The organism is Caenispirillum bisanense, assembly GCF_900230255.1.
Classification (GTDB): domain Bacteria; phylum Pseudomonadota; class Alphaproteobacteria; order Rhodospirillales; family Rhodospirillaceae; genus Caenispirillum; species Caenispirillum bisanense_A.
This window is the reverse complement of sequence record NZ_OCNJ01000002.1, coordinates 39,035-59,850: the sequence shown is the minus strand read 5'-3', so window position 1 is coordinate 59,850 and position 20,816 is coordinate 39,035. Positions and strand designations below refer to the sequence as shown.

The 20,816-nt window shown below is 70.1% G+C and carries 22 protein-coding genes and 1 pseudogene; 16 read left to right on the top strand and 7 right to left on the bottom strand.

Going from position 1 to position 20,816, the window contains the following annotated elements:
* Positions 1 to 22: 22 nt before the first annotated feature.
* Positions 23 to 970 (bottom strand): LysR substrate-binding domain-containing protein, encoded by a 948-nt coding sequence (locus tag CRP50_RS04755; RefSeq protein WP_097277856.1) that lies wholly within the window; start codon positions 968 to 970, stop codon positions 23 to 25.
* A 142-nt stretch (positions 971 to 1,112) separates the two neighbouring features.
* Here CRP50_RS04755 and CRP50_RS04750 point away from each other — a divergent pair, with 142 nt between their 5' ends.
* The 3 genes from CRP50_RS04750 to CRP50_RS04740 all read left to right on the top strand — a co-directional run bounded on the left by CRP50_RS04750 (position 1,113) and on the right by CRP50_RS04740 (position 3,561).
* A complete protein-coding gene (locus CRP50_RS04750) occupies positions 1,113 to 1,832 on the top strand; it encodes an FMN-dependent NADH-azoreductase (protein WP_097277855.1) in 720 nt (239 codons plus the stop codon).
* 119 nt (positions 1,833 to 1,951) lie between these two features.
* Complete coding sequence (locus CRP50_RS04745; protein WP_217991992.1) at positions 1,952 to 2,893, top strand: DMT family transporter; 942 nt, start codon at positions 1,952 to 1,954, stop codon at positions 2,891 to 2,893.
* 29 nt (positions 2,894 to 2,922) lie between these two features.
* Positions 2,923 to 3,561 carry an NAD(P)-dependent oxidoreductase gene (locus tag CRP50_RS04740; protein WP_097277854.1) on the top strand — a complete coding sequence of 213 codons (639 nt, stop codon included), beginning with the start codon at positions 2,923 to 2,925 and terminating at the stop codon, positions 3,559 to 3,561.
* 255 nt (positions 3,562 to 3,816) lie between these two features.
* Here the strand turns inward: CRP50_RS04740 and CRP50_RS04730 are convergent, their stop codons facing one another.
* The 4 genes from CRP50_RS04730 to CRP50_RS04715 form a co-directional block, all read right to left on the bottom strand.
* Positions 3,817 to 5,073, bottom strand: coding sequence for an MFS transporter (locus tag CRP50_RS04730; RefSeq protein WP_097277853.1), 1,257 nt, complete (start codon positions 5,071 to 5,073; stop codon positions 3,817 to 3,819).
* A complete protein-coding gene (locus CRP50_RS04725) occupies positions 5,070 to 6,479 on the bottom strand; it encodes an efflux transporter outer membrane subunit (RefSeq protein WP_097277852.1) in 1,410 nt (469 codons plus the stop codon). The genes CRP50_RS04730 and CRP50_RS04725 overlap by 4 nt, the downstream gene beginning before the upstream one ends.
* A gap of 123 nt (positions 6,480 to 6,602) precedes the next feature.
* The gene (locus CRP50_RS04720) at positions 6,603 to 9,632 is read right to left on the bottom strand and encodes an efflux RND transporter permease subunit (RefSeq protein WP_097277851.1); all 3,030 of its coding nucleotides are present in this window, start codon (positions 9,630 to 9,632) and stop codon (positions 6,603 to 6,605) included.
* A 2-nt stretch (positions 9,633 to 9,634) separates the two neighbouring features.
* Positions 9,635 to 10,729 carry an efflux RND transporter periplasmic adaptor subunit gene (locus CRP50_RS04715; RefSeq protein WP_245913369.1) on the bottom strand — a complete coding sequence of 365 codons (1,095 nt, stop codon included), beginning with the start codon at positions 10,727 to 10,729 and terminating at the stop codon, positions 9,635 to 9,637.
* Between the two features lie 44 nt (positions 10,730 to 10,773).
* Here CRP50_RS04715 and CRP50_RS04710 point away from each other — a divergent pair, with 44 nt between their 5' ends.
* The 7 genes from CRP50_RS04710 to tnpB all read left to right on the top strand — a co-directional run bounded on the left by CRP50_RS04710 (position 10,774) and on the right by tnpB (position 14,657).
* Positions 10,774 to 11,523 carry a response regulator gene (locus tag CRP50_RS04710; protein ID WP_097277850.1) on the top strand — a complete coding sequence of 250 codons (750 nt, stop codon included), beginning with the start codon at positions 10,774 to 10,776 and terminating at the stop codon, positions 11,521 to 11,523.
* 5 nt (positions 11,524 to 11,528) lie between these two features.
* A complete protein-coding gene (locus CRP50_RS04705; protein ID WP_097277849.1) occupies positions 11,529 to 12,587 on the top strand; it encodes an ATP-binding protein in 1,059 nt (352 codons plus the stop codon).
* A 384-nt stretch (positions 12,588 to 12,971) separates the two neighbouring features.
* Positions 12,972 to 13,196, top strand: a complete 225-nt coding sequence (locus CRP50_RS04695) for a hypothetical protein (protein ID WP_097277847.1) — start codon at positions 12,972 to 12,974, stop codon at positions 13,194 to 13,196.
* Between the two features lie 83 nt (positions 13,197 to 13,279).
* A complete protein-coding gene (locus CRP50_RS04690; protein ID WP_097277846.1) occupies positions 13,280 to 13,528 on the top strand; it encodes a hypothetical protein in 249 nt (82 codons plus the stop codon).
* Positions 13,512 to 13,811 carry a hypothetical protein gene (locus tag CRP50_RS04685; protein ID WP_097277845.1) on the top strand — a complete coding sequence of 100 codons (300 nt, stop codon included), beginning with the start codon at positions 13,512 to 13,514 and terminating at the stop codon, positions 13,809 to 13,811. The genes CRP50_RS04690 and CRP50_RS04685 overlap by 17 nt, the downstream gene beginning before the upstream one ends.
* A 40-nt stretch (positions 13,812 to 13,851) precedes the next feature.
* Complete coding sequence (locus tag CRP50_RS04680; protein ID WP_097277844.1) at positions 13,852 to 14,220, top strand: hypothetical protein; 369 nt, start codon at positions 13,852 to 13,854, stop codon at positions 14,218 to 14,220.
* 47 nt (positions 14,221 to 14,267) lie between these two features.
* A complete protein-coding gene (gene tnpB / locus CRP50_RS04675; RefSeq protein WP_245913367.1) occupies positions 14,268 to 14,657 on the top strand; it encodes a transposase in 390 nt (129 codons plus the stop codon).
* Here the strand turns inward: tnpB and CRP50_RS04670 are convergent.
* On the bottom strand, positions 14,594 to 15,925 hold the full coding sequence (locus tag CRP50_RS04670) for an aspartate aminotransferase family protein (RefSeq protein WP_097277843.1): 1,332 nt from the start codon (positions 15,923 to 15,925) through the stop codon (positions 14,594 to 14,596). The two genes, tnpB and CRP50_RS04670, sit on opposite strands and share 64 nt — an antisense overlap.
* 136 nt (positions 15,926 to 16,061) lie before the next feature.
* On the opposite strand from CRP50_RS04670, the gene glnH reads away from it, so the two are divergent.
* The 5 genes from glnH to CRP50_RS04645 all read left to right on the top strand — a co-directional run bounded on the left by glnH (position 16,062) and on the right by CRP50_RS04645 (position 20,129).
* Positions 16,062 to 16,799: a glutamine ABC transporter substrate-binding protein GlnH gene (glnH, locus tag CRP50_RS04665; protein ID WP_097277842.1), complete on the top strand. Its 738-nt coding sequence runs from the start codon at positions 16,062 to 16,064 to the stop codon at positions 16,797 to 16,799.
* A 65-nt stretch (positions 16,800 to 16,864) separates the two neighbouring features.
* Positions 16,865 to 17,521 carry a glutamine ABC transporter permease GlnP gene (gene glnP, locus CRP50_RS04660; RefSeq protein WP_097277841.1) on the top strand — a complete coding sequence of 219 codons (657 nt, stop codon included), beginning with the start codon at positions 16,865 to 16,867 and terminating at the stop codon, positions 17,519 to 17,521.
* Positions 17,522 to 17,523: 2 nt separating this feature from the next.
* Entirely contained in the window at positions 17,524 to 18,243 is a 720-nt protein-coding gene (gene glnQ / locus CRP50_RS04655) for a glutamine ABC transporter ATP-binding protein GlnQ (protein WP_176525069.1), read from the top strand.
* Positions 18,236 to 19,255, top strand: a complete 1,020-nt coding sequence (locus CRP50_RS04650) for a C45 family autoproteolytic acyltransferase/hydolase (RefSeq protein WP_097277839.1) — start codon at positions 18,236 to 18,238, stop codon at positions 19,253 to 19,255. The genes glnQ and CRP50_RS04650 overlap by 8 nt, the downstream gene beginning before the upstream one ends.
* A complete protein-coding gene (locus tag CRP50_RS04645; protein ID WP_097277838.1) occupies positions 19,209 to 20,129 on the top strand; it encodes a MurR/RpiR family transcriptional regulator in 921 nt (306 codons plus the stop codon). The genes CRP50_RS04650 and CRP50_RS04645 overlap by 47 nt, the downstream gene beginning before the upstream one ends.
* A 60-nt stretch (positions 20,130 to 20,189) precedes the next feature.
* On the opposite strand, the gene CRP50_RS25465 is transcribed toward CRP50_RS04645, so the two are convergent.
* The gene (locus CRP50_RS25465) at positions 20,190 to 20,684 is read right to left on the bottom strand and encodes a hypothetical protein (protein WP_176525029.1); all 495 of its coding nucleotides are present in this window, start codon (positions 20,682 to 20,684) and stop codon (positions 20,190 to 20,192) included.
* Here CRP50_RS25465 and CRP50_RS26460 point away from each other — a divergent pair.
* Positions 20,634 to 20,780 (top strand): annotated as a pseudogene (locus CRP50_RS26460) (transposase); the annotation flags it as partial. The gene CRP50_RS25465 and the pseudogene CRP50_RS26460 overlap by 51 nt on opposite strands.
* Positions 20,781 to 20,816: the final 36 nt, after the last annotated feature.

The following is a 20,816-nucleotide window of genomic DNA, read 5'->3' as shown; positions in this document are numbered from 1 at the left end:
GCCCCGACGGGACGCCGGCCCCTCACCGGGCCGCCGCCCCGGGCTGCCATGCGGCGGCGAGGCGCTCCACGTCGTGCGCCGCCGTCGCCGCTTCGTCCCGCAGCCAGTCGCAGACGGCGGCCACGTCCGGCCGCCGGCGCGCCGGCCCGTCCGGCACCACCAGCCGGAAGGCGCGGTCCCGCAGGATGGGGCCGAAGGGAATCCGCAGGAGGCCGGCCGCGATCTCCGATGCCACCAGCGCCAGGTTGGCCAGTGCCACCCCCTGACCCGCGAGGGCGGCCTGCAGGGCGTCGCCTTCCTCCGAAAAGAACAGCTCGCGGGCCGGCGTCGCCCAGGGAATGCCGGCGGCGCGGCACCATTCCGGCCACAGCGGCGCCCGGTCGCGCGGCTCGCGCCAGCGATAGCCGATGAGGGTGTGATCGGCGAGATCGTCCGGCCGCGCCGGCGCCAGGGCACCGCCGACCACGGGCGCGAACAGACCGGGCAGCAGCGCCGTGACGGCACAGCCCGCCACCTCGCCGCTGCCGTAGCGCACGGCGAGGTCGGCGCCGCGCCCGTCCAGCGCCACGACATCGTCGGACGCCAGCACATGCAGCCGGATGCCCGGATTCGTCGCGTGGAAGCGGGCGACGCGCGGGATCACCCAGCGCGAGGAAAAGGCCATGGGGGCGCTCAGGACCACCGCCCGGTCGCGCTGCCGGCGCAATCGGTCGACGCCGGCGGTCATGGTGTCCAGGCCATCGCGCAGTGCCGGGAACAGGTCCGCCCCGGCGGCGGTGAGGCGCACGCCGCGGCTGCCGCGCTCGAACAGCCGCAGCCCCAGCGTCTCCTCCAGCAGGCGCACCTGATGACTGATGGCGGTCGGCGTCACCGCGAGTTCCTCGGCGGCGCGGCGGAAGTTCAGGTGGCGCGCCGCCGCCTCGAAGGCCCGCAGGGCGGCGAGCGGCGGCAGCCGGCGGAACCGGTCCATGATGAATTCTCCTCATCCCCCTCCTGAGCAATACGATTTTGTGCAGGCGGTGGAAAAGAGCCATCCCTGGGGTATCGCAGGGGCCGCCGTCCGGATGTCCGGCGGCGCCTTCGGCTCATCCCGCAGGAGACAGGAGAGGCCCATGGCCACGCTACTTCACATCGACGCCAGCGCCCGCCCCGGACGCTCCGACCGCGACCGCTACGGCGCCCACACCCGGCGGCTGTCGGCCAAGTTCGTCGAGCGCTGGGCGCAGATCCGGCCGGACGACCGCATCGTCTACCGCGACGTCGGGCAGGAGCCGCCGACGCCGGTGAGCGGCCGCTGGATCCGCGCCGCCTTCACCCCGCCGGAAGCGCGGGAACCCTGGATGGCCGAGGTGCTGCGCGAGAGCGACGCCCTGGTCGACGAACTGCTGGCGGCCGACGTCATCGTCGCCGGCGTGCCCATGTACAACTTCGGCCCGCCGGCCCAGTTCAAGGCCTACATCGACAACATCGTCCGCGTCGGGCGGACCTTCGGGTTCGACCGGACGCGCGGCGACGTCCCCTACTGGCCGCTGCTGGCGGGCCTGGACAAGCGGCTGGTGATCCTGAGCGCGCGCGGCGACTTCGGCTACGATCCGGCGCAGCGCATCGCCCACATGAACCACGTGGAACCCAGCATCCGCACCGCCTTCGGCTACATCGGCATCACCAGGGTCGACAGCGTCGCGGCCGAATACGACGAGTTCGCCGACGCCCGCCTGCAGGACTCCCTGCGCCGGGCCGACGCCACCGCAGAAGCCCTGGCCGACCGCCTCGCCGCCGAAGCGGCCGCGGGCGAAGCGTCCCTATTCCGGGTGAGGCCGAAGATAGCTTGACATCAAGATAAATCACGACCACTTTGGCGCCAGGAGATATCTTGATGTGAAGATACTTCCGCGCGCCGGACGGAGTCCACCCGCCCCGCGCCGTTCCCCCGATCCGCAGAGGAAAGCCCATGTCGTCCCTGTCGAAGTCCTCCGCCGCCACGCCCGAAGGGGCGCACGCCGGCATGCTGCTGTGGGCGCTGATCGTCGGGTTGTCGTTCCCGGCGGTGACGCTGCTGAGCGACGGGCTGCCGCCGCTGCTGCTGACGGCGATCCGCTTCGCCATTGCGGCAGCCGCCATGGCGGTGGTGATCCGGGGCGCGCGGGACCGCTGGCCGGGCGGCCGGGGCCTCGCGCTCTACGGGGTGATGGGCCTGTGCCTCGCCGGCTTCTTCGGCGCCATGTTCTGGGCCGCACATCAGGTCACGGCGCTGTCCATGGCGACCCTCTACGTCAGCGTCCCCTTGCTCGCCTACGGCCTCGGCCGGCTGTTCGGCGTGGAACGGCGCAACGGCGGCCTGGTGGCGTCGCTCCTCCTCGGTGCCGGCGGCGCGCTGGCCCTGGCGTGGGTCGGCGCGGGCGGTGCGGCCGGCGGGCTGGACTTCGGCCTGGCGGAGGGGCTGTTCTTCCTCGGCTGCGGCGCCTCGGCGCTCTATCCGGTCCTCAGCAAGTGGGGTCTGGAGCGGGGGTGGCTGTCGGACAGTGCGGCGCTGCGGACCTTCTGGAGCCTGGCCGTCGGCGGCGTGCTCATCGGCCTGCTGGGGTTGGCGGTCGAGCCGGTGCAGGCGCTGTCCCGCATCACCGCCGCGGATCTGCTGCTGGTGGCCTACCTCGGCGTCTTCTCCAGCGGCGTCACCTTCTGGCTGATGCAGCGCGGCGCGGCGGTCCTCACGCCGGGAACGGTGACCGCCTACACCTACCTCGTCCCCTTCCTCTCGATGCTCATTCTGTTCGCCACCGATCCCGCCACCATCGGCTGGCAGTGGCTGCCCGGCAGCGCGGCGGTGGTGCTGGCGATCGCCTCGCTGTTGCGCCGCCCGCGCGGCCGCCCGGCACTGACCCCGACACCATAGACATCCTCGGATACAGGAGTGTGAAGACCATGCGTATTCTCGTCTTCGGAGCCGCCGGAAACGTCGGGCGGCGCGTCGTCGCCGAAGCCCTGCGGCGGGGCCATGCGGTGACGGCCGTCCTGCGGGATCCGTCCCAGGCGCCCGACGCGCTGCACGGGGCGACCCTCCGCGCCGGCGATGCCGCCCGTGCGGCCGACGTCGCGGCCCTGAGCGCCGGCCACGACCTCGTCGTCAGCGCCACCCGCCCAGGGCCGGGCCACGAGCGCGATCACGTGACCACCGCCGAGGCGCTGCTGGAGGGGCTCCGCCAGACCGGCGTGCGCCTTCTGCTGGTGGGCGGCGCCGGCAGCCTGCTGGCGCCCGACACCGGGCTTCCCATCGTCGACGACGAGCGCTACGTTCAGGCGGCGTGGCGCGCCATCGCCGTCGCCTGCTGCGACCAGTACGCCGTCTGCGAGGCGGAAACGCAGGCGGACTGGACCTACCTGAGCCCGCCCGCCGATCTCCAGCCCGGCGCGCGGACGGGCCGCTACCGGGTCGGCGGCGACACGCTGCTGGTCGACGGCGCGGGCCGCTCGGCAATCTCCATGGAGGACCTCGCCGTGGCCCTGCTCGACGAGGCGGAGAACCCGCGGCATCGGCGCGCCCGCTTCACCGTCGCCCACTGACCATCCGCCCGGCCCCCCTGACCGCGCTGCCGCAGACCGCAGACGTCGCCATCGCCGGGGCGGGTCCTTCGGGCCTCTCCCCGGCGATGGGGCACCCGGTGGAGCGCACCGCCGCGGCCGCAGGCCCGGCTATCGGCGCTTCGTCTTCCGGTTCGCTTCGTTGAACGCGACCGCCGCCTCGACCAGCGCCTTGAACGCCGCGGCGTCGACGGTGTCGCCGTCGCGGAGGTCGATGGCCCGGCGCGTGGCAGCGGGTCACCCCCGGGCGGGCGTGACACACGCATCCTCGTCGAGCCGTCTCAACGCGGGCGACAGGAATCCCAACGTGGTCACAACGGCGGCCAGTGCGCCCGCGCACACGAACAGCGTGCGCACCCCCGTGTACTCACTCAGCAGGGCGGCGACGGCCAGGCCGACCGGAGCGGCGAGGCTCAGCATCATGTTGAGCAGCGACTGCACCCGTCCCAGCAGATGGTTGGGTACGACCAGTTGCAGCAGAACCATGCACGGGGCGGCGCTGAGGGAATAGGTCACGCCGCTCAGCACCCACCACACGAGGGCGAGGCCGAACAGGCCGGACGGCACCAGACCGGTCAGCGCCAACGACGCACAGGACAGCGTCATCCCCCAAAGAACCCAGGGAACCTGCCGCCGAGGGGCGAGGGCCGCCACCATCATTGCGCCGATCATCATGCCCGCTCCCGAAAGCCCCTCCATCAAGGCCACGTCGCGAACATCGCCGCCGAAATGTTCCTTGACCAGCAAGGGAATCAGCATGAACGACGGCATGACCGCGAGCAGCCCCACGGCCAGCAACAGGAACAGGTGCTGCAAACCCTGGGAGCGCCGCACCACACGCATCCCGTCGCGGAACTCACCCCACAAGCCAGTGCGGTCTTCAGCGGGAATCCGGTGTTGCGGTATGCGGAAGATCAGCAGGGGTACGATGCCGAGAAGGGCGGTGACGACGTCGATGGCGAGCGCCCACCCCAATGGCAGCAGGCTCATCGTCAAAGCGCCGAGGGGAGCGGCCACGATTTCCGTGACGCTGTGCACGGAGTGCTCAATACCACCGACACGTGGCAGGAACGAGCGCGGCACGAGCATCCCGATCGATGCGATGGCGGCCGGCTCCTGGATCGCCTGCATGGCGCCGCGGATCGCCATCATCGCATAGACATGCCAGGGCTCGACCCGGCCCGTCAGGAACAGGATCATCAGGATCGCCATGCACGACGCGCTGACGGTATCGGCCGCGATCATCAGCCAACGGCGGCTGTAGCGGTCCGCGAGAACCCCGCCGATGGGGCTGAACAGAGCGTGCGGCAGCAGGGCGGCGAGGCCCGCCATCGACAGGGCGGCGACACTGCCCGTCGTGTCGGCGATCCACCACATCAACACGAACTGCGTCAGGGACGAGCCGCCGAGGGACAGGGCCTGACCGCCGAAGATCGTCCAGAACCGGATTCTCCAGCGCGCGCCGATGGGATCGGCGGTTTCGTTCGAGGTCATGGTTTCGGCTCGGTCCGGGTCTCGCCCGCCGCTCCGCCGCCCAACGCCTTGTACAGCGCGACTGCGTTGGCGATCTCGTCATGGCGCAGGGTCAGCAGCGCTTGTTGCGCGGCCTGCAGCTGGCGCTGCGCATCCAGCAGCTCCAGGCGGCTCTCCAGCCCGGCGCGGTACCGGGTTTCCGCCAGAGCCACGGCGCGGGCGGACTCCGACACGGTACGGGTCTGGGCCTCGATCTGGGCGCCGAGCGTGGCGCTCCCTGCCAGCCCGTCGGCGACCTCGCGGAACGCCGTCTGGATCGCCTTCTCGTACTGCGCCACGGCTTCGGTCTTGCGCACCTTCGCCAGATCCAGCTCGGCGTCCCGTCTGCCGCCGTCGAAGATCGGCAGGACGATACCGGGCGAGACGTTCCAGACGCTGTGCTGGGAACTGAACAACGCCGTCAGCGACGGCGAGGCGAAGCCGAACGCAGCGGTCAGCGACAGCCGCGGGAAGAAGGCGGCACGGGCCGCGCCCATGTCGGCGTTGGCGGCGGCGAGCGTCCGCTCGGCCTGGCGGATGTCCGGACGGTTGAGCAGCAGGTCCGACGGGAGACCGGCGGGCAACCGCGTCACCACCGGATCGTGCTCCAGAGCCAGGGGCGGCGGGAGATCGGCCGGTACCTCGGCCCCGACCACCAGCCGCAGGGCGTTGGCGGCTTGCGCGGCCGCTCGGTCCCGCGCCCGCAGATCGGCCTCCGCCGACGCCACCTGAGCCTCCGCCCGGACCACGTCCAGGGCACCGCCGCGACCGCTTTGCTGCAGGACGCGCGCAAGCGCCAGCGAGCCGCGCCAATCCGCCAGCGTCCGCTGGGACAGCGCGTGCTGCTCGACGGCCAGCCGCTCGGCGAAATAGGCATCGGCGACGGCGCCGATCAGGGTGACGCGCGCCGCCCGGTACCCCTCCTCGCTGGCGAGGTAGCGGGCGAAGGCGGCGTCGGACACGGCGCGGACCCGGCCGAACAGGTCGAGTTCGAAGGCAGTGAGCCCGATGGAGGCCCCATGGCGATCGGCGGTCGCGGGTTGCCCCTCGCCGAGCCCCTGCGTCCGCTCGCGGCTGTAGGAGGCCTGGGCGTCGAGGCCGGGCAGCGCGGTCGCCGTCTGAACGCGGTTCAGCGCGCGGGCAGCCTCGACATCGAGCAGCGCCAGCCGCAGGTCGCGGTTGTTCTCCAGCGCCAGATCGATGATCCAAAGCAGGCGCGGGTCCCGGAAGACCGCCGCGCGGCTCAGGCCGGCGGCGCTCGCCTCCGCAGGCACCGCCTCATGGTCGGGAAAGGCCACGGGAACGGGCGGCGCCGGCGTTTCGAGCGGCGGTACCAGAGAGCAGGCCGACACCGACGACAGGAGCAGGAACAGGATGGGGAGACGCATGGGTTCGGTCCTCATCCCCGACCCGACACCCCGCCCTGCGAGCGTGATCGGACAGGCAGGTCGGGATGCGGTCGGGGCCGTGTGGAGATGCGATGGGGAGTGCGGGAAAGCGGCGCTTCCGGTTCAGAGCAGCCGCCGGAGCCGGGGCACCAGCCAGTCCTCGAAATCGCGCACGTAGTCGAACAGCACCGGCACGAACACGAGGCTGAGAGCGGTGGACGAGATCAGCCCCCCGATCACGGCAATGGCCATCGGGGCCCGGAACGCCGTATCGAGGCCGAGGCCCACGGCGATGGGCACCATGCCCGCCAACATGGCCAGCGAGGTCATGATGATCGGCCGCCCCCGGACGGTGCAGGCCTCGACGATCGCCTCGCGCCGGGGTGTGCCGGCGCGAATGCGCTCGACCATGTAATCGACGAGCAGGATCGAGTTCTTGTCGGCGATCCCCATCAGCATCAGGATCCCGATGGCGGCCGGCAGGTTGAGTTCGGTTCCGGTCAGCAGCAGGGCGAGGAAGGCGCCGCCGATGGACAGCGGCAGCGCCGCCATGCGGGTGATCGGCTGAATCCAGTCCTTATAGAGCAGGACCTGGATCGCATAGACCATCATCAGCCCGAACCCGATGGCCGTCAGGAAGCGGGAGAACAGGTCGGCCATTTCCTCGACGTCCCCGGTCTCGAGAACCTCGATCTCCTTCGGAAGCGCCTGCATGGCCGGCAGGGCGCTGATCCGCGCCATCGCGTCGCCGAGCGACAGACCGTCGAGGTTGGCTTCGACCGCGATCTTGCGGCGGCGGTCGTAGCGCTCGATGCTCGACGGACCGGCACCGAAGCGGATGTCGGCCACGGCGGCGAGCGCCACCGAGCCCCCGGATACCGTCGGAACGCGCAATTCCCGGATGGTGTCGAGCGACGTCGCCGGACCGGCGGCGAGCCGCGCACGGATGGACAGGCGCCGTCCGTCGCGGTCGAGCTTGGCGAGGTTGCCGTCCGTATCGCCGATGGTGGCGATGCTCACCGCGTCGCTCAGCGCCTGAACGGTCACGCCGAGCTGAGCCGCCTTGGCGAGATCGGGAACGATCAGGATTTCCGGTTGTGCCGCGGGCATCGTGCTGCCCACGGAGTTGATGCCGACGATGGTCCGCATCTCGCGCTCGATGGCGATGGCCGCCGCTTCCAAGGCCGTCGCGTCTTCGCTCGTGAGCGCGATGCTGATGTCTTTCGCCCCCATGGAATTGGCGAACTTCACGCGGGCGTCGGGCTCGGTCGCCAGGTCCGGCAGCACCAGGCTTTCGAAGTCGCGCTGGCTGATGTCCCGCGCCTTCGGGGGCACCAGCTTGATGTCCACGGTCGCGAGGTTCACGCCGGACTCGGTGCCGGCATTGGTCAGCACGTACAGCACTTCGGGGTGCTTCTTCAGGGCGACTGCGACGCGCTGCGCGACCGCGTCGGTTTGCGCGAGCGTGGAGCCGCGCGGCAGTTCGATAGTCAGGCTGGATTGCGAATAGTCCTCGTACGGCAGGTAACCCGTCGACAGGAACGGCATCATGCCGAACGACAGCGCGAGGCTGAGGGCGGCGATGCCCAACGTCTTGCCGCGATTGTCCAGCGTCCACTCGACCAGACGGCGGTACCGCGCGGTCCACCCGCCCGTCGTTTCGGGGCGGTGCGCCGGGGCCTTCAGGACGTAAGCGGCGATCAGCGGCGTCAGCAACCGCGCGACGAGCAGCGAGAAGACCGCAGCCACGGCCACCGTCACGCCGAACTCGACGAAGAACTGGCCGGACGTGCCGCCCATGAAGCTGACGGGCAGGAACACGGCGCAGATCACCGCCGTCGTCGCCACCACCGCCAGACCGATTTCGTCGGCGGCGATCATCGCGGCGTCGTAGGGGCTTTTCGCCTTCGCCATGTGGCGGTGGATGTTCTCGATCTCGACGATGGCGTCGTCGACGAGCACGCCGGTGACGAGCGATATCGCCATCAGGCTGACGAAGTTCAGCGAGTACCCCAGCAGATGGATGACGAGGAAGGTCGGGATGATCGACAGCGGAATGGTCAGCGCCGCCAGCACGGTCGCCCGCCCGTCGCGCAGGAACAGGAAGACGACCAGGATCGTCAAAGCCGCGCCTTCGGCGAAGGTCGACATCGTCGAGTCGTAGCTGGTCTGCGTGAAGTCGACGAGCGAGAAGACTTCGGTGAAGACCACGCCGGGATGGGCGGCGTGCAACTCCGCGATCGCCGCCTCGATGGCGGCGCCGGTGGAGATCTCGCTGGCCCCTTTCGCGCGCTGAACGGAGAAGGTGACGGCCGGCTTGCCGTCGATCTTCGTGATGGAGCGCGCTTCCGCCCCGCCGTCGGTGATCGCGACGATGTCGCCCAGACGGACGCCCCGGCCGGAGCCGAGACCGATCCAGGTGTCGCGCAACGCCGCCACCGACGGCGCCGCGCCGAGCGTCCGCAAGCTGTATTCCGTGCCCGCCTGAACCAGGCGCCCACCGGGAAAATCGGCGTTGGTCTGGGCCAGCTGGCGGCTGACGTCGGCGGCGGTCACGCCGAAAGCGGCGAGCCGGGCTGGATCGAGGGTGACGGTGATCTCATGCGTGACACCGCCGTGGCGTGTCACCTTGGCCACGCCTCGAACGGCGAGAAGGCGCCGGTTCACGGTGTCGTCGATGAACCACGCCAGGTCCTCCGGCCGCATCTCGGGAGCATCGACGATGTAGGCGAGCAGGGCCCCGCCCTCCCCCTCCTCGCGCTGGACCTGCGGTTCCAGGATCGTGCGCGGCAACTGGTCGCGAATACCGGCAACGGCATCCCGCGCGTCGTTCGCCGCGCGGTCGAAGTCGGTTCCCAGATGGAATTCCACGGTCGTGGCGGAAACACCTTCCGAGATCGTCGAGGTGATGTGCTTCACCCCGCGCAGGCCCGCCAGAGCCCCTTCGACGCGGCGGGTGACCTGGGTTTCCAGTTCGCTCGGCGCCGCACCGGGCTGGCTGATCGTGACGCTCACCGCCGGCACGACGATGCTGGGCATGTTGCTGATCGGAATCCGCGAGAACGCCGCCAGCCCGGCGATGGTCAGGGCCAGGAACAGGACGATCGGCGGGATGGGGTTGCGAATGGCCCACGTGGACACCGGCATCGCCATGATCAGCGGGCCTCCACGGGCGTCACGGTGTCGCCCGCCCGGACGAGCGACCCCGCCCTGGCGACGACGCGCACCGCGGCCGTCACCCCCGCAACGAGGGCGACGTCATCCTTCTGCACGAGCAGGGTGACGGCCTGGCGCGCGATGCGGCCTTCGGTCTCGACCGTCCACACGAAGGCACCGGCGGCGTCCCGCTGGATGGCCGTCATCGGTACGGCCAGGGCCGTCACCGCGGTCAACGCGATGTCGCCATGGACGTAGCCGCCGACCTTCAGCCCCTCCCCGCCGGGGATCGATACGCGGACCGGAGCGGCGCGGTCGGCCGCGTCGATGCGCGGCGACACCAAGCGCACCGTCCCCGACAAAGGGTCCGGCATCCCGGCGATCGACAGGCTGACGGGCGCCAGCGGCGACACGCGACTCGCAGAGCCCTCCGGCACCCGCAGTTCCGCCTCGATTTCGCCATCGCGGGCGATGCGGAACAGCGCCTCGCCGGGGTTGGCCAGTGCCCCGACCGTGGCGCGACGGTCGAACACGATGCCGCTCTCGGGCGCCGTGACGACGGTGCGCCGCTCGGCGAGGCGCGCCTCCTCCAGCTTGGCGGCGACCGCGTCCACGGCGTTCTTCTTTTCGGTGACGAGGCCCTTGCTGACGGCCCCGGTGTCCTTGATGGAGTCGACGCGGGCGAACTCGTCGCGGACCCTGGCGTAGTCCGCCTCCATCTGGGCGACCAGCAACCGCGCGTTGGCGGGATCGAGCACCGCCAGCGTGTCGCCCTTGCGGACGCGGTCGCCCACCTCGGCCGATACGCTCAGGATGCGGGCGTTAGCGACCTCGGGCATCACCGTGACCTCCTCGCGCGGGACCAGCGTTCCGATCACGCCGAGGCGCTCGACCACCCGCTCTTCGCGGGGTGTTGTGACGCTGACGCTTAGGACCCCGGTCGGCGCGGCGCGCTCCACGGTGTCCGGCCCGTCGTCCGAAAACGCGATCCCCGCGTAGGCGGCCGTGCCCAGCACCGCCGCCGCAAGAAAGACTGTCCGCTTCATGGTCACTCCAACCTTGTGGTCGAAGGCGCGGCGATCGGCGCCGGCCATCCGACGCCTTGGTCGCAGACAGCGGTTGCGATCGAGCCGAGGGTATGTGGAGATACGATGGAGACGAGAAAAAAGGACCGACGAGGACGGTGGAAGAGCAAGCGCTGGTTCTGGTCGCCGAGGACGACCCCGACATCGCCGACATCTTGACCGCCTATCTGGAGCGGGCGGGCACGCGCGTCGTCAGGGCCGAGGACGGACGGCGCGCCCTGGACCTTCACCTGTCGCTGAACCCCGACCTGCTGTTGCTGGACGTGCAGATGCCACGCCTGGACGGCTGGCAGGTGCTGGCGGAGGTGCGCCATCGCGGCGATACCCCCGTCATCATGCTGACCGCCCTGGATCAGGACATCGACAAGCTGATGGGGCTGCGCATCGGCGCCGACGACTACGTCGTCAAGCCGTTCAATCCGGCGGAGGTCGTCGCGCGGGTGAAGGCCGTGCTGCGGCGGACAAGCGGCCAGGGCCGGGCCGCATCGCGCCGCGTTCTCCGCTTCGGCGCCCTGGCGGTCGACCTGGAGGGGCATCAGGCCCTGGTGGAGGGCGAGGACGGGCGGGAAACGGTGCTCGACCTGACGCTGACCGAATTCCGCCTGTTGGCTCGACTGGCCCGAACGCCGAAACGGGTGTTCAGCCGGAGCGAGCTTCTCGAGACCTGCCTGCCGGAGGGCGAGGCGCTGGAACGCACCGTCGACAGCCACCTGAGCAAGCTGCGCAAGAAGCTGGAAGCGCAGGGGGTGACGGGCGTGCCCGCCAATGTGCGGGGCGTCGGGTATCGGCTGGGCGGAGCGTGACGGCGATGTCGGAGCGCGAACGGAGGTCCGGCCTGCGCCGCCAGATCGTCCTGTCGATGACGGTTCTGGCCTTCGCCGTGGCCCTGCTGGTGATCTGCGGGTCCTATGTGTTCTACGCGGTATTCCTGACCTATTACCCGGACAGCATTTCCGACGATCTCTACCCTGCGCCGGTGGAACTCACCTGGATGGCCGCGACCATGCTCGCGGCCCTGGGGCTGGCGGCGGGTATCGCTGTCAAGTTGGCCCAGCGGATCCTGACGCCCCTCAACTCCGTTGCCGACAACCTGCGGCGGGTGGCCGAAGGCGACCTGTCCGCCCGTGCGACCGCCGACGACCGGTCGATGGGCGAAGCGACGCGCCTCGTCTCCGACTTCAACGATCTCGCCGAACGTCTGGAGCGCATGGCTCGCGACCGCGCCTTCTGGAACGCCGCGATCGCCCATGAACTGCGAACCCCGGTGACGGTGCTGCGCGGCCGCCTTCAGGGGCTGGCAGAGGGGGTGTTCCAGCCGAGCCCGGAACTGTTTTCGGGACTGCTGAGCCAAGTGGAGGGCCTGTCCCGCCTGGTCGAGGATCTCCGCGTCCTCGGCCTGGACGAAAGCGGCCGCCTGACGGTTCAGTTGGAGCAGTGCGACCTCGCCGCCGAGATCCGGTCCACCGTGAATGCCTTCGAACCGACCTTGCGCGCGGCGGGGTTCACGCTTTCCCTGGACCTGAGCGAGTTCGAAGCGATCTGCGATCCGGTGCGGATGCGGCAGGCCCTGTTGGCGTTGCTGGACAACGCCGTCCACCACGCGACCCCCGGCCCGTTGCGCGTCCGCTCGTTCGAAAGCGACGGCATGGCTCACCTTCAGGTCGAGGACGCCGGGCCGGGCATTCCCGACGGCTTCACCGAGCGCGTGTTCGAGGCATTCCATCGCGGTCAGGACGACCGATCCGGTCGGGGCAGCGGCTTGGGTCTGGCCGTGGTGAAGGCGGTCGCGCGGGCGCACGGAGGCAACGCGACGTGTCGTGCATCGGGTGGCGGGGGATCGGTCTTCGAGTTGGTGTGGCCCGCCTGAAGCGGCCGACCGATGGCGGCGTCGCGCACCGCCCGATCCGCCGATCCTGTGCAAGGGACCATCAGGGCCGACGACGGAACGAGGCCGGAATGCACGAAGCCCGCCGCGATTGCTCGCCGGCGGGCTGCGGTATTCTGGTGGAGGTGGGGGGCTGCGAGAACCATCCCGAGCAGGTCTTCCCCATCAAGGAGACCTGCCCTTGGAAGAGACCGCCGAGGGCTGCACGCTGCGGCACGCATTCGCCGCCGCCGACGACCACCACCTGGAAGCCAGGAACAAGCCCAACACCGGCATCGACCGGGCGACCGCCGCCGCCGAGCTGGTGGGCGCCCGCCGCTCACCGAGGCCGAGAAGGCCAAGGGCCGCACCGACTTCAACGACCTGGTGGCCGAGCGGGGCAAGGAGGCTGCGCATACCGTCATCCAGCAGGTGGTCGACGCGGCGCTGGCCCGCGCGCCGCTGAAGCCGGCGGTCGAGCTGGCGGAGGAGCAAGAGAAGGAGCCGCCGCGCCAGGCACTGCGCCGCAAGAAGGCACCTGCCCGGGCCGCCGGCATGGCGATGCGACGCAGTCACCGGCCGGGGCTGCGGTTCCGACCGGACCTGCCTTGAACACCTGGCAATTGACCCCTGACGCCCGCCGTCCCGGCGCCTAAGCTCACCAGCGAAGGACACCACACCATGGGAGACCCACCATGCCGAAGAGCTACCTGAGCGACGAGCGCAAGCTCGGCCTGTCGCAGAACGCCCTCTATGCCGCGGAATCCGCCGCCGCCGACGACGCCGGCGACGAACGCGCGGCCTGGGAATGGCTGACGCTGGCCGAAGTGCCGGCCCCGGCCCTGCTGGCGGCCAAGCGCGTGAACGGCGCCGAGTGGATCCGCGCCAAGGGATTGAGAACGGAAACGGCTTATGGCGAAGACTGGCTTGATCGAGAAGTTTGACCGCGCCTTCCTGCGCGAGAAGGTCCTGACCTCGGAGGTGAACAAGACCCCGGAGGCCAAGGAACGAGGCAAGGTCCGCCTCGGCATGAACCAGCTGGTCCGCGAGGTCGGCAAGAGCAGCGACATCGACCTCATCCTCGCCGTCGAACGGTGCTTCCTGGAAAACGACCTCGCCGAATACGCCAACAGCAAGGGCATGGCCGACAGCTTGGCCGCCGCCATCGCCGAACTCGGCTCCGCCGAGCGGCACGTCCAGTTGGTCGCAGAAGGCCGCCAGCGCTAGCGCGCTAGATGACCTGCCGGCCGAGACGCCAAAGGCTCTGATGCACGTCCTCGGCGGCTGGCTCGGTGGGAAGGACCGCCGCCCGCTGGTGATCGCTGACACCCTGCCGATGGCGTTCGCTCTGCGCCGCGAGACCATGGCACCGGTGGTGCAGGCCGCCAGTGATCTGGCCGCCACGGTGGCCGCCCTGCGCAAGCGCTTCCCGGAACGGCGCCTGCTCGTCGCCTCGGCCACGCTGGCACCGCTGCCGACAGCCATGGAGGCCGAAAAGCTTGCGCTCCCTGCCGGCCAGGGATGCCGCCGACCGTCGCCGACAGATCCAGGCGGCCGTGAAGGCGGCCGGACTGGACTCGCGCAGCCAGTGGAGAAGGCTTCCGCCGTCCGGGCCGCAGGTTCCTGTTACTTCTGACTGAAGCTCTCCTTCACCGATACCGGCGACGCGTCCGCAGCAGCCCGATGCTCGCCGACCGGGTCGAATCGACGTGGTGGTCGATGACGGGCACGCCGTGCTTTCAGCCGACGTCGATCCGGCCCTGCTGGTCGCCAGCGTTGATGTTTTGTGGAGGCTGCGGTGATCGCGCCGCCGACGGGCGTGAAGGTGGTACTCGGTCCGAAACCGGTGACTTCCGCAATGGGTTCGACCGTCCAGTGGCAGTCGTACAGGAAGCCCTGCGGTGCCATCCCTTTTGCGGCGACCTCCTCATTTTCCGCTCGAAGCGGCTGGACATGGTCAAGATCCTGGCCTGGGACGGCAGCAGCCTATGCCTGTTCGACAAGTGCCGTCACGCCGCCGGGCACGTCGCCTCGATGGCCGCCGCCAGCATCGCCACCAGATCGTCGATCTGACCGTCGTCGATGATGTAGGGCGGCGCCAGCAGCACGTGGTCGCCGCTGCGGCCATCGATGGTGCCGCCCATGGGATAGCAGATCAGGCCGGCCGCGAAGGCCGCCGCCTTGATCCGGCGGTGGATCCCGAGGGCGGGGTCGAAGGGCTCCTTCGTCGCCCGGTCGCGGACCAGCTCGATACCGCGGAACAGGCCGCGTCCGCGGATGTCCCCGACGTGCGGATGGTCGCCGAGGACCTCGCGCAGGCGGGCGTCGAGGCGCGCGCCCCGGCGCCGCACCTGCGCCAGCAGGTCGCGCTCCTGGATCGCCGTCACCACGGCCAGCGCCGCCGCCGCCGCCATGGGATGGCCCATGTAGGTGTGACCGTGCTGGAAGAAGCCGCTGCCGCTCGCGATGGCTTCGTAGACGCGCCCCGTCGCCAGCAGCGCGCCGATCGGCTGATAGCCGGCGCCGAGTCCCTTGGCGACGGTGAGCAGGTCCGGCGCCACGCCGTCCTCCTTGCAGGCGAACATCCGCCCGGTGCGGCCCATGCCGCACATCACCTCGTCGAGGATCAGCAACACGCCGTAGCGGTCGCAGATCTCGCGGATGCGCGGGAGGTACCCCGGAACCGCCGGCACCGCCCCGGCCGTGGCGCCGACCACCGGCTCGGCGATGAAGGCCATGACCGTGTCCGGCCCGAGGCGCAGCAGTTCCTCCTCCAGCGCGTCGGCGGCGCGGCGGCCGTAGTCCGCCAGGCTCTCGCCCGCCGCCTGCTCGCGGTAGGCGTAACACCGCACGATGTGGCTGGTCTCCACGAGCAGGGGCGCGAACTGGGCGCGGCGCCACGCGTTGCCTCCCGCCGCCAGGGCGCCGAGAGTGTTGCCGTGATAGCTCTGGCGCCGCGCGACGACCCGGTGGCGCTGCGGCTGCCCGATCTCCAGGAAGTACTGGCGCGCGAGCTTGATGGCGGCCTCGACGGCCTCCGATCCGCCGGAAACCAGATAGACCCGTTCCATCCCCTCGGGGGCCGCCGCCACGAGGGCGTCGGCGAGCGCCTCGGCGGGTTCCGAGGTGAAGAACCCGGTGTGGGCGAAGGCCAGCCGGTCGAGTTGTCGATGCAGCGCCGCGCGGACGTCCGGATCCGAATGGCCGAGGCAGGACACGGCCGCCCCGCCGGAGCCGTCGAGATACCGCTTCCCCGCCGCGTCGAACAGATAGCACCCCTCGCCCCGCACGGCGACTGGGGGAACGCCGCGCGTCGAGCGGCCGAAGACATGGTCGGGCATCGCAAAACTCCTTGCAGCAGGAACGGCCTATGCAAAGAATTTGCATCTTTGGTCGGCGTGTGCAAATCTTTTTGCATGATCGGCCGTCATGCAAGGAGCCGGTCCAAATCAGACGACACCGGAACAGGGAAGTGCCATGAAGACCATTCTTTCGCTCATCGGCGCCGCCGTCCTGGCGGTGACCGCGACGACCGCCTCCGCCAAGGACCTGATCGTCGCCACCGACACCGCCTTCGTGCCCTTCGAGTTCAAGGAGGGCGACACCTACGTCGGCTTCGACATCGACCTGTGGGACGCCGTCGCCAAGGAGATCGGCGTGACCTACCGGCTGCAGCCGATGGACTTCGCGGGCATCATCCCGGCGCTGCAGACGGGCCAGGTCGACGTCGCGCTGGCCGGCATCACGATCAAGCCGGAGCGCCAGGAAGTCATCGACTTCTCCGACGGCTATTACGACAGCGGCTTCCTGCTGATGGTGCCCGCCGACAGCGACATCGCCGGCCCCGACGACCTGAAGGGCAAGTCGCTGGCGGTGAAGACCAGCACGTCGGCCTCCGACTACGCGGAGCAGCACTTCACCGGCACCGAGCTGCGCAAGTTCCCCAACATCGACAATGCCTACCTCGAGCTGCGGGCGGGCGGCGTCGACGCCGCCATGCACGACACGCCGAACGTCCTCTACTACATCGCCAAGGCCGGCGGCGGGCAGGTGAAGGCCGTCGGCGCGCAGATGATGGCGCATCAGTACGGCATCGGCTTCCCCAAGGGCAGCGAGCTGACGCCCAAGGTCAATGCCGCCCTGGCGACGCTGAAGGCCGACAGACGCTACGACGCGATCTACGAGAAGTGGTTCGGCGCCAAGCCGGCCAACTGATCGATGCCGGGCGGGGCGGACCGCCGTCCCGCCCGCCCCTCCGCCCCTAGCTCAGGAGGCCCGTCATGCAGATCGACTGGTCCGTCATTCCGTCCTTCCTGCCGCAACTCGCGGAAGGCGCCGCCATCACCATCAAGATCACCGTCATCGGCCTGCTCGGTGGCCTCGCCATCGGCACGGCGGGCGGCCTCATGCGCGCCTTCGGCGGACGGGTTCTGAACGCCGTCGCCTTCGGCTACATCGAACTGATCCGCGGCACGCCAATCGTCGTGCAGGTGATGTTCCTGTACTTCGCCATGCCCGTGCTGGCGGGCCTGCGCATCGACCCGATGGCGGCGGCCATCCTGGCCATCACCATCAACGCCGGCGCCTACATCGCCGAGATCGTCCGCGGCGCCCTCCTGTCCATCTCCCGCGGTCTGGTGGAGGCGGGCCTCGCCATCGGCCTGCCGCACTGGAAGGTGCTGCTTCACATCGTCGGCCCCCTGGCCTTCCGGCGGCTGATCCCGCCGCTCGGCAACCAGTTCATCGTCAGCCTGAAGGACACGTCGCTGTTCATCGTCATCGGCGTCGGCGAACTGACGCGCACCGGGCAGGAGATCATGGCCGCCAACTTCCGCGCCGTGGAGATCTGGACGGCCGTCGCGGTCATCTACCTGCTGCTCACCGGCACCATGACGGTCGGCCTCCGCATCATCGAGAAGCGCATGAGGATCCTGTGAACATCATCGAATTCCGCAAGACCTCGAAGCACTTCGGCCCGCTCAAGGTGCTCGACGAGATCGACCTGACGATCGCGACGGGCGAGGTGGTCGTGCTCATCGGCCCGTCGGGCTCCGGCAAGTCCACCCTCCTGCGCTGCATCAACGGCCTGGAGCAGATCACCGGCGGCGACCTCGTCATGGACGGCATCAGCGTGCGGGCCGGCAAGCGCCAGCTCCGCCTCATCCGGCAGGAGGCGGGCATGGTGTTCCAGCAGTTCAACCTGTTCCCGCAGATGACGGCGCTGGAGAACGTCGCCTTCGGTCCCCGCCAGGTGCGCGGACTGTCCCGAGCCGAAGCCCGGACGCTGGCGCTCGGCCTCCTGGAGAAGGTGGGCCTGGCGGAGCGCGCCCATCACCATCCGGCGCAACTGTCCGGCGGGCAGCAGCAGCGCGTCGCCATCGCCCGCGCGCTCGCCGTCCAGCCCAAGGTCATGCTGTTCGACGAACCGACCTCCGCCCTCGACCCGGAACTGAAGCAGGAGGTGCTGACGGTCATGCGCCAACTCGCGCAGGAGGGCATGACCATGGTCGTCGTCACCCACGAGATCGCCTTCGCCCGCCAGGTCGGCACCCGGCTGATCTTCATGGAGCACGGCAAGATCTCGGTGGACGGGCCGCCGCGCGAGGTCATCGACACTCCCCCCAGCGACCGCTTGAAGGACTTCCTGCAGCATGTTTGACGCAAAGAAGGATCTCGGCTGGGTCCGGGCTGCCGGCACCGCGCACGAGATCGGCCTGGCGCTGGGGCGCGCCGGGAAGGACGCCGTGCACCGTCATCTCGTCCGCAGCCAGGTGTGGGACCTCGTCACCGGCCCCGCCCAGGCGGCACGGGTGCGGACCCTGGCGGAGGCGGTGCGGGCGCGCTTCCCGGCGGTATGGGCCGAACTGGAGGGGCTGGCGGAAGGCCTGGAGCTGCCGCTGCCGCAGGTGGTGGCCTGGAACTGCCGCGGCGACCTGCTGGCGTCGGTCCCGGACGGCTGCACCACGGTGATGATCCCGGGGCCGTCACCGCTCATCGGCCATAACGAGGACGGCCTACCGTTCTTCCGCGGCGCCTCCTTCATCGCCGAGGTGGCACCGGCCGACGGACCCGGGTTCCTGTCGTTCTGCTATCCCGGCTCGCTGCCGGGTCACACCTTCGCGGTGACCGACACGGGCCTCGTGCAGACCGTCAACAACCTGCGCCTGCTCGACGTGCGACCGGCGATGCCGCGCATGGTGATCGGCCGGGCGGTGCTCGGCGCCGGTGGGCTCGACGAGGCGGTCGCCCTGCTGCGCGACCACGGCACCGGCGGCGGATTCCATTTCGCCCTCAGCCACCGGCGCGACCGCCGCATTCTTTCCGTGGAGTTCGGCGCCGGCGCGATCTCGGTACGCCCGCTCGTGGCGCCCGCCCTGCACGCCAACCACGCCCTGCACCTCGATCGCGGCACGGCGGCGCAACACGTCACCCGTTCGTCGGCCGACCGCCAGGTGCGGGGCGAGGCGTTGCTGGCTGAGGGATGGGCGCCGCTCGACATCCTGCACGACGCAGGCGGGCCGGGGCTGCCCATCCATCGCAGCGGCTCCGACGACCCGGACGACGAGAATACCCTTGCCACGGCAGTCCTCCATGTCACAGAAGACGGAGTCGAGTGGAGCATTCATGACTGGCGAAGCCCCCAACCGGTCTACCGCGGCCGCACCCCCTGAAACGCTGGACGACCTGCGTGCCCTGATGGTCGCCATCGCGCGCGGCGAGGCCCCCATCAGCCTGGGCGCCAAGGCGCGCACGGCGTTGGGCCGCATCATCGAGCTGCGCGGCAGCCCGGTGCTGCTGTCGATCACGGCGCTGGCCGAGGAACTGGGCGTCAACCCGTCGACCCTGACCCGCCTCGCGCACAGCCTCGGCTACTCGGGGTTCCCGGCGTTTCAGCAGGTCCTGCTGTCGGCCTCGATGTCCCCGCCCGGCGAGTTCTATTCCCGCCAGGCCCAGGCCGCCCTCGCGGCCGGCAGTTCGTCGCACGCCCGGGCGGTCCAGCTGTGCCGCGAGAACCAGGCCAACATCGATCGGTTCGTCGAGCAGTTCGACGTCGCCGCCTTCGACAAGGCCGTCGCCCTCATCACGGAGGCCCCCCACGTCGCCGTGTACGGCATCCGCCAGTTTCATGCGATGGCGAGCTTCCTCGTCTACGGCTTGCGCATGATTCGGTCGGACGTCTCGCTGCTCGACGCCAACAGCCTGGGCATCGCCGAAGGCCTCGCGGTCCTGTCGCCGGGCGACTGCTTCATCTCCGTCAGCTGTGCCCCCTACTCGACGCAGGTGGTGGAGGTGGCGGCCGCCGCCCGCGAGATCGGGCTGTCGACCGTGGCCCTGACCGACAGCGCCAGTTCACCGCTGGTCGACACCTCTCAAGCCGCCATTCTGGTCTCCCACGGGTCGAGCTTCCTCTCCAACAGCTTCGGCGCCTTCATCGTCGCTGCGGAATGCCTGATCAACGCCTGCGCCGCATCGCATCCCGACCAGGCACGCGCGGCGCTCCGCGAGCGCGACCGCATGATCCAGCGGATGGGCGTGGAGCTGTGACGTCGGAGCCGGCGATCGGTATGGCGGCGCTGGGGATGCCCCTACGTCCTCGACGTCAGGTCACGTCACCTCCCACCACTCCAGGATCGACCGCAGGCGCGGGACGGCGCGGGCGTCGAGGATGAAGCGCTGACGCTCCCACGACGCCACGAAGTGGGCACAGGTGCGGTAGAACCACCATCGGCTCGAACCGCTAGGCAGAACCCCGCAACGCAGTCGACCGCTCCACGGCCACTCCAGGCAATAGACGGCTGCCAGAAAATTCTCCGCCAGCAGAAGGCGCCCGTCGGAGCCGCGGCGGCGGATGGCGCGCTGGGCGATGCGGGTCCTGCCCGGCTGCAGCGCTTCGATGCGCCCGTCGAGGTCGTAGGCGGCGAGGCGCGCCGAGGGGTGGATGGAACGCTCCAGCTCCGGCCACAGGGCCAGCGCCTCGGCCAGAAGCGCCGGCGCCTGCGGGCGGCCTTGCGGATCGGCGGCGGCCTCCGCCTGCGTCAGGCTGAGAAGGTGGTGCAGGAAGCGGCGCGACCGGGCGGCGTCTTCCGTGAGCCGCCACATGGGCAGGAAGGGGATCGACAGGTTCCCAACGGCATTTTCTACGTGCTCCGGACGGGGTGCCCCTGGAGGGACCTGCCGGAGCGCTACGGCCCGCCAACGACGGTCTACAACCGGTTCAACAGGTGGGCCAAA

What these genes read in the sequence shown, in the direction of transcription:
- CRP50_RS04755 (WP_097277856.1), bottom strand. Translation starts at nt 970, where the DNA reads ATGGACCGGTTCCGCCGGCTGCCGCCGCTCGCCGCCCTGCGGGCCTTC.
- CRP50_RS04750 (WP_097277855.1), top strand. Translation starts at nt 1,113, where the DNA reads ATGGCCACGCTACTTCACATCGACGCCAGCGCCCGCCCCGGACGCTCC.
- CRP50_RS04745 (WP_217991992.1), top strand. Translation starts at nt 1,952, where the DNA reads ATGTCGTCCCTGTCGAAGTCCTCCGCCGCCACGCCCGAAGGGGCGCAC.
- CRP50_RS04740 (WP_097277854.1), top strand. Translation starts at nt 2,923, where the DNA reads ATGCGTATTCTCGTCTTCGGAGCCGCCGGAAACGTCGGGCGGCGCGTC.
- CRP50_RS04730 (WP_097277853.1), bottom strand. Translation starts at nt 5,073, where the DNA reads ATGACCTCGAACGAAACCGCCGATCCCATCGGCGCGCGCTGGAGAATC.
- CRP50_RS04725 (WP_097277852.1), bottom strand. Translation starts at nt 6,479, where the DNA reads ATGCGTCTCCCCATCCTGTTCCTGCTCCTGTCGTCGGTGTCGGCCTGC.
- CRP50_RS04720 (WP_097277851.1), bottom strand. Translation starts at nt 9,632, where the DNA reads ATGGCGATGCCGGTGTCCACGTGGGCCATTCGCAACCCCATCCCGCCG.
- CRP50_RS04715 (WP_245913369.1), bottom strand. Translation starts at nt 10,729, where the DNA reads ATGGCCGGCGCCGATCGCCGCGCCTTCGACCACAAGGTTGGAGTGACC.
- CRP50_RS04710 (WP_097277850.1), top strand. Translation starts at nt 10,774, where the DNA reads ATGTGGAGATACGATGGAGACGAGAAAAAAGGACCGACGAGGACGGTG.
- CRP50_RS04705 (WP_097277849.1), top strand. Translation starts at nt 11,529, where the DNA reads ATGTCGGAGCGCGAACGGAGGTCCGGCCTGCGCCGCCAGATCGTCCTG.
- CRP50_RS04690 (WP_097277846.1), top strand. Translation starts at nt 13,280, where the DNA reads ATGCCGAAGAGCTACCTGAGCGACGAGCGCAAGCTCGGCCTGTCGCAG.
- CRP50_RS04680 (WP_097277844.1), top strand. Translation starts at nt 13,852, where the DNA reads ATGCACGTCCTCGGCGGCTGGCTCGGTGGGAAGGACCGCCGCCCGCTG.
- tnpB (WP_245913367.1), top strand. Translation starts at nt 14,268, where the DNA reads ATGCTCGCCGACCGGGTCGAATCGACGTGGTGGTCGATGACGGGCACG.
- CRP50_RS04670 (WP_097277843.1), bottom strand. Translation starts at nt 15,925, where the DNA reads ATGCCCGACCATGTCTTCGGCCGCTCGACGCGCGGCGTTCCCCCAGTC.
- glnH (WP_097277842.1), top strand. Translation starts at nt 16,062, where the DNA reads ATGAAGACCATTCTTTCGCTCATCGGCGCCGCCGTCCTGGCGGTGACC.
- glnP (WP_097277841.1), top strand. Translation starts at nt 16,865, where the DNA reads ATGCAGATCGACTGGTCCGTCATTCCGTCCTTCCTGCCGCAACTCGCG.
- CRP50_RS04650 (WP_097277839.1), top strand. Translation starts at nt 18,236, where the DNA reads ATGTTTGACGCAAAGAAGGATCTCGGCTGGGTCCGGGCTGCCGGCACC.
- CRP50_RS04645 (WP_097277838.1), top strand. Translation starts at nt 19,209, where the DNA reads ATGACTGGCGAAGCCCCCAACCGGTCTACCGCGGCCGCACCCCCTGAA.
- CRP50_RS25465 (WP_176525029.1), bottom strand. Translation starts at nt 20,684, where the DNA reads ATGTGGCGGCTCACGGAAGACGCCGCCCGGTCGCGCCGCTTCCTGCAC.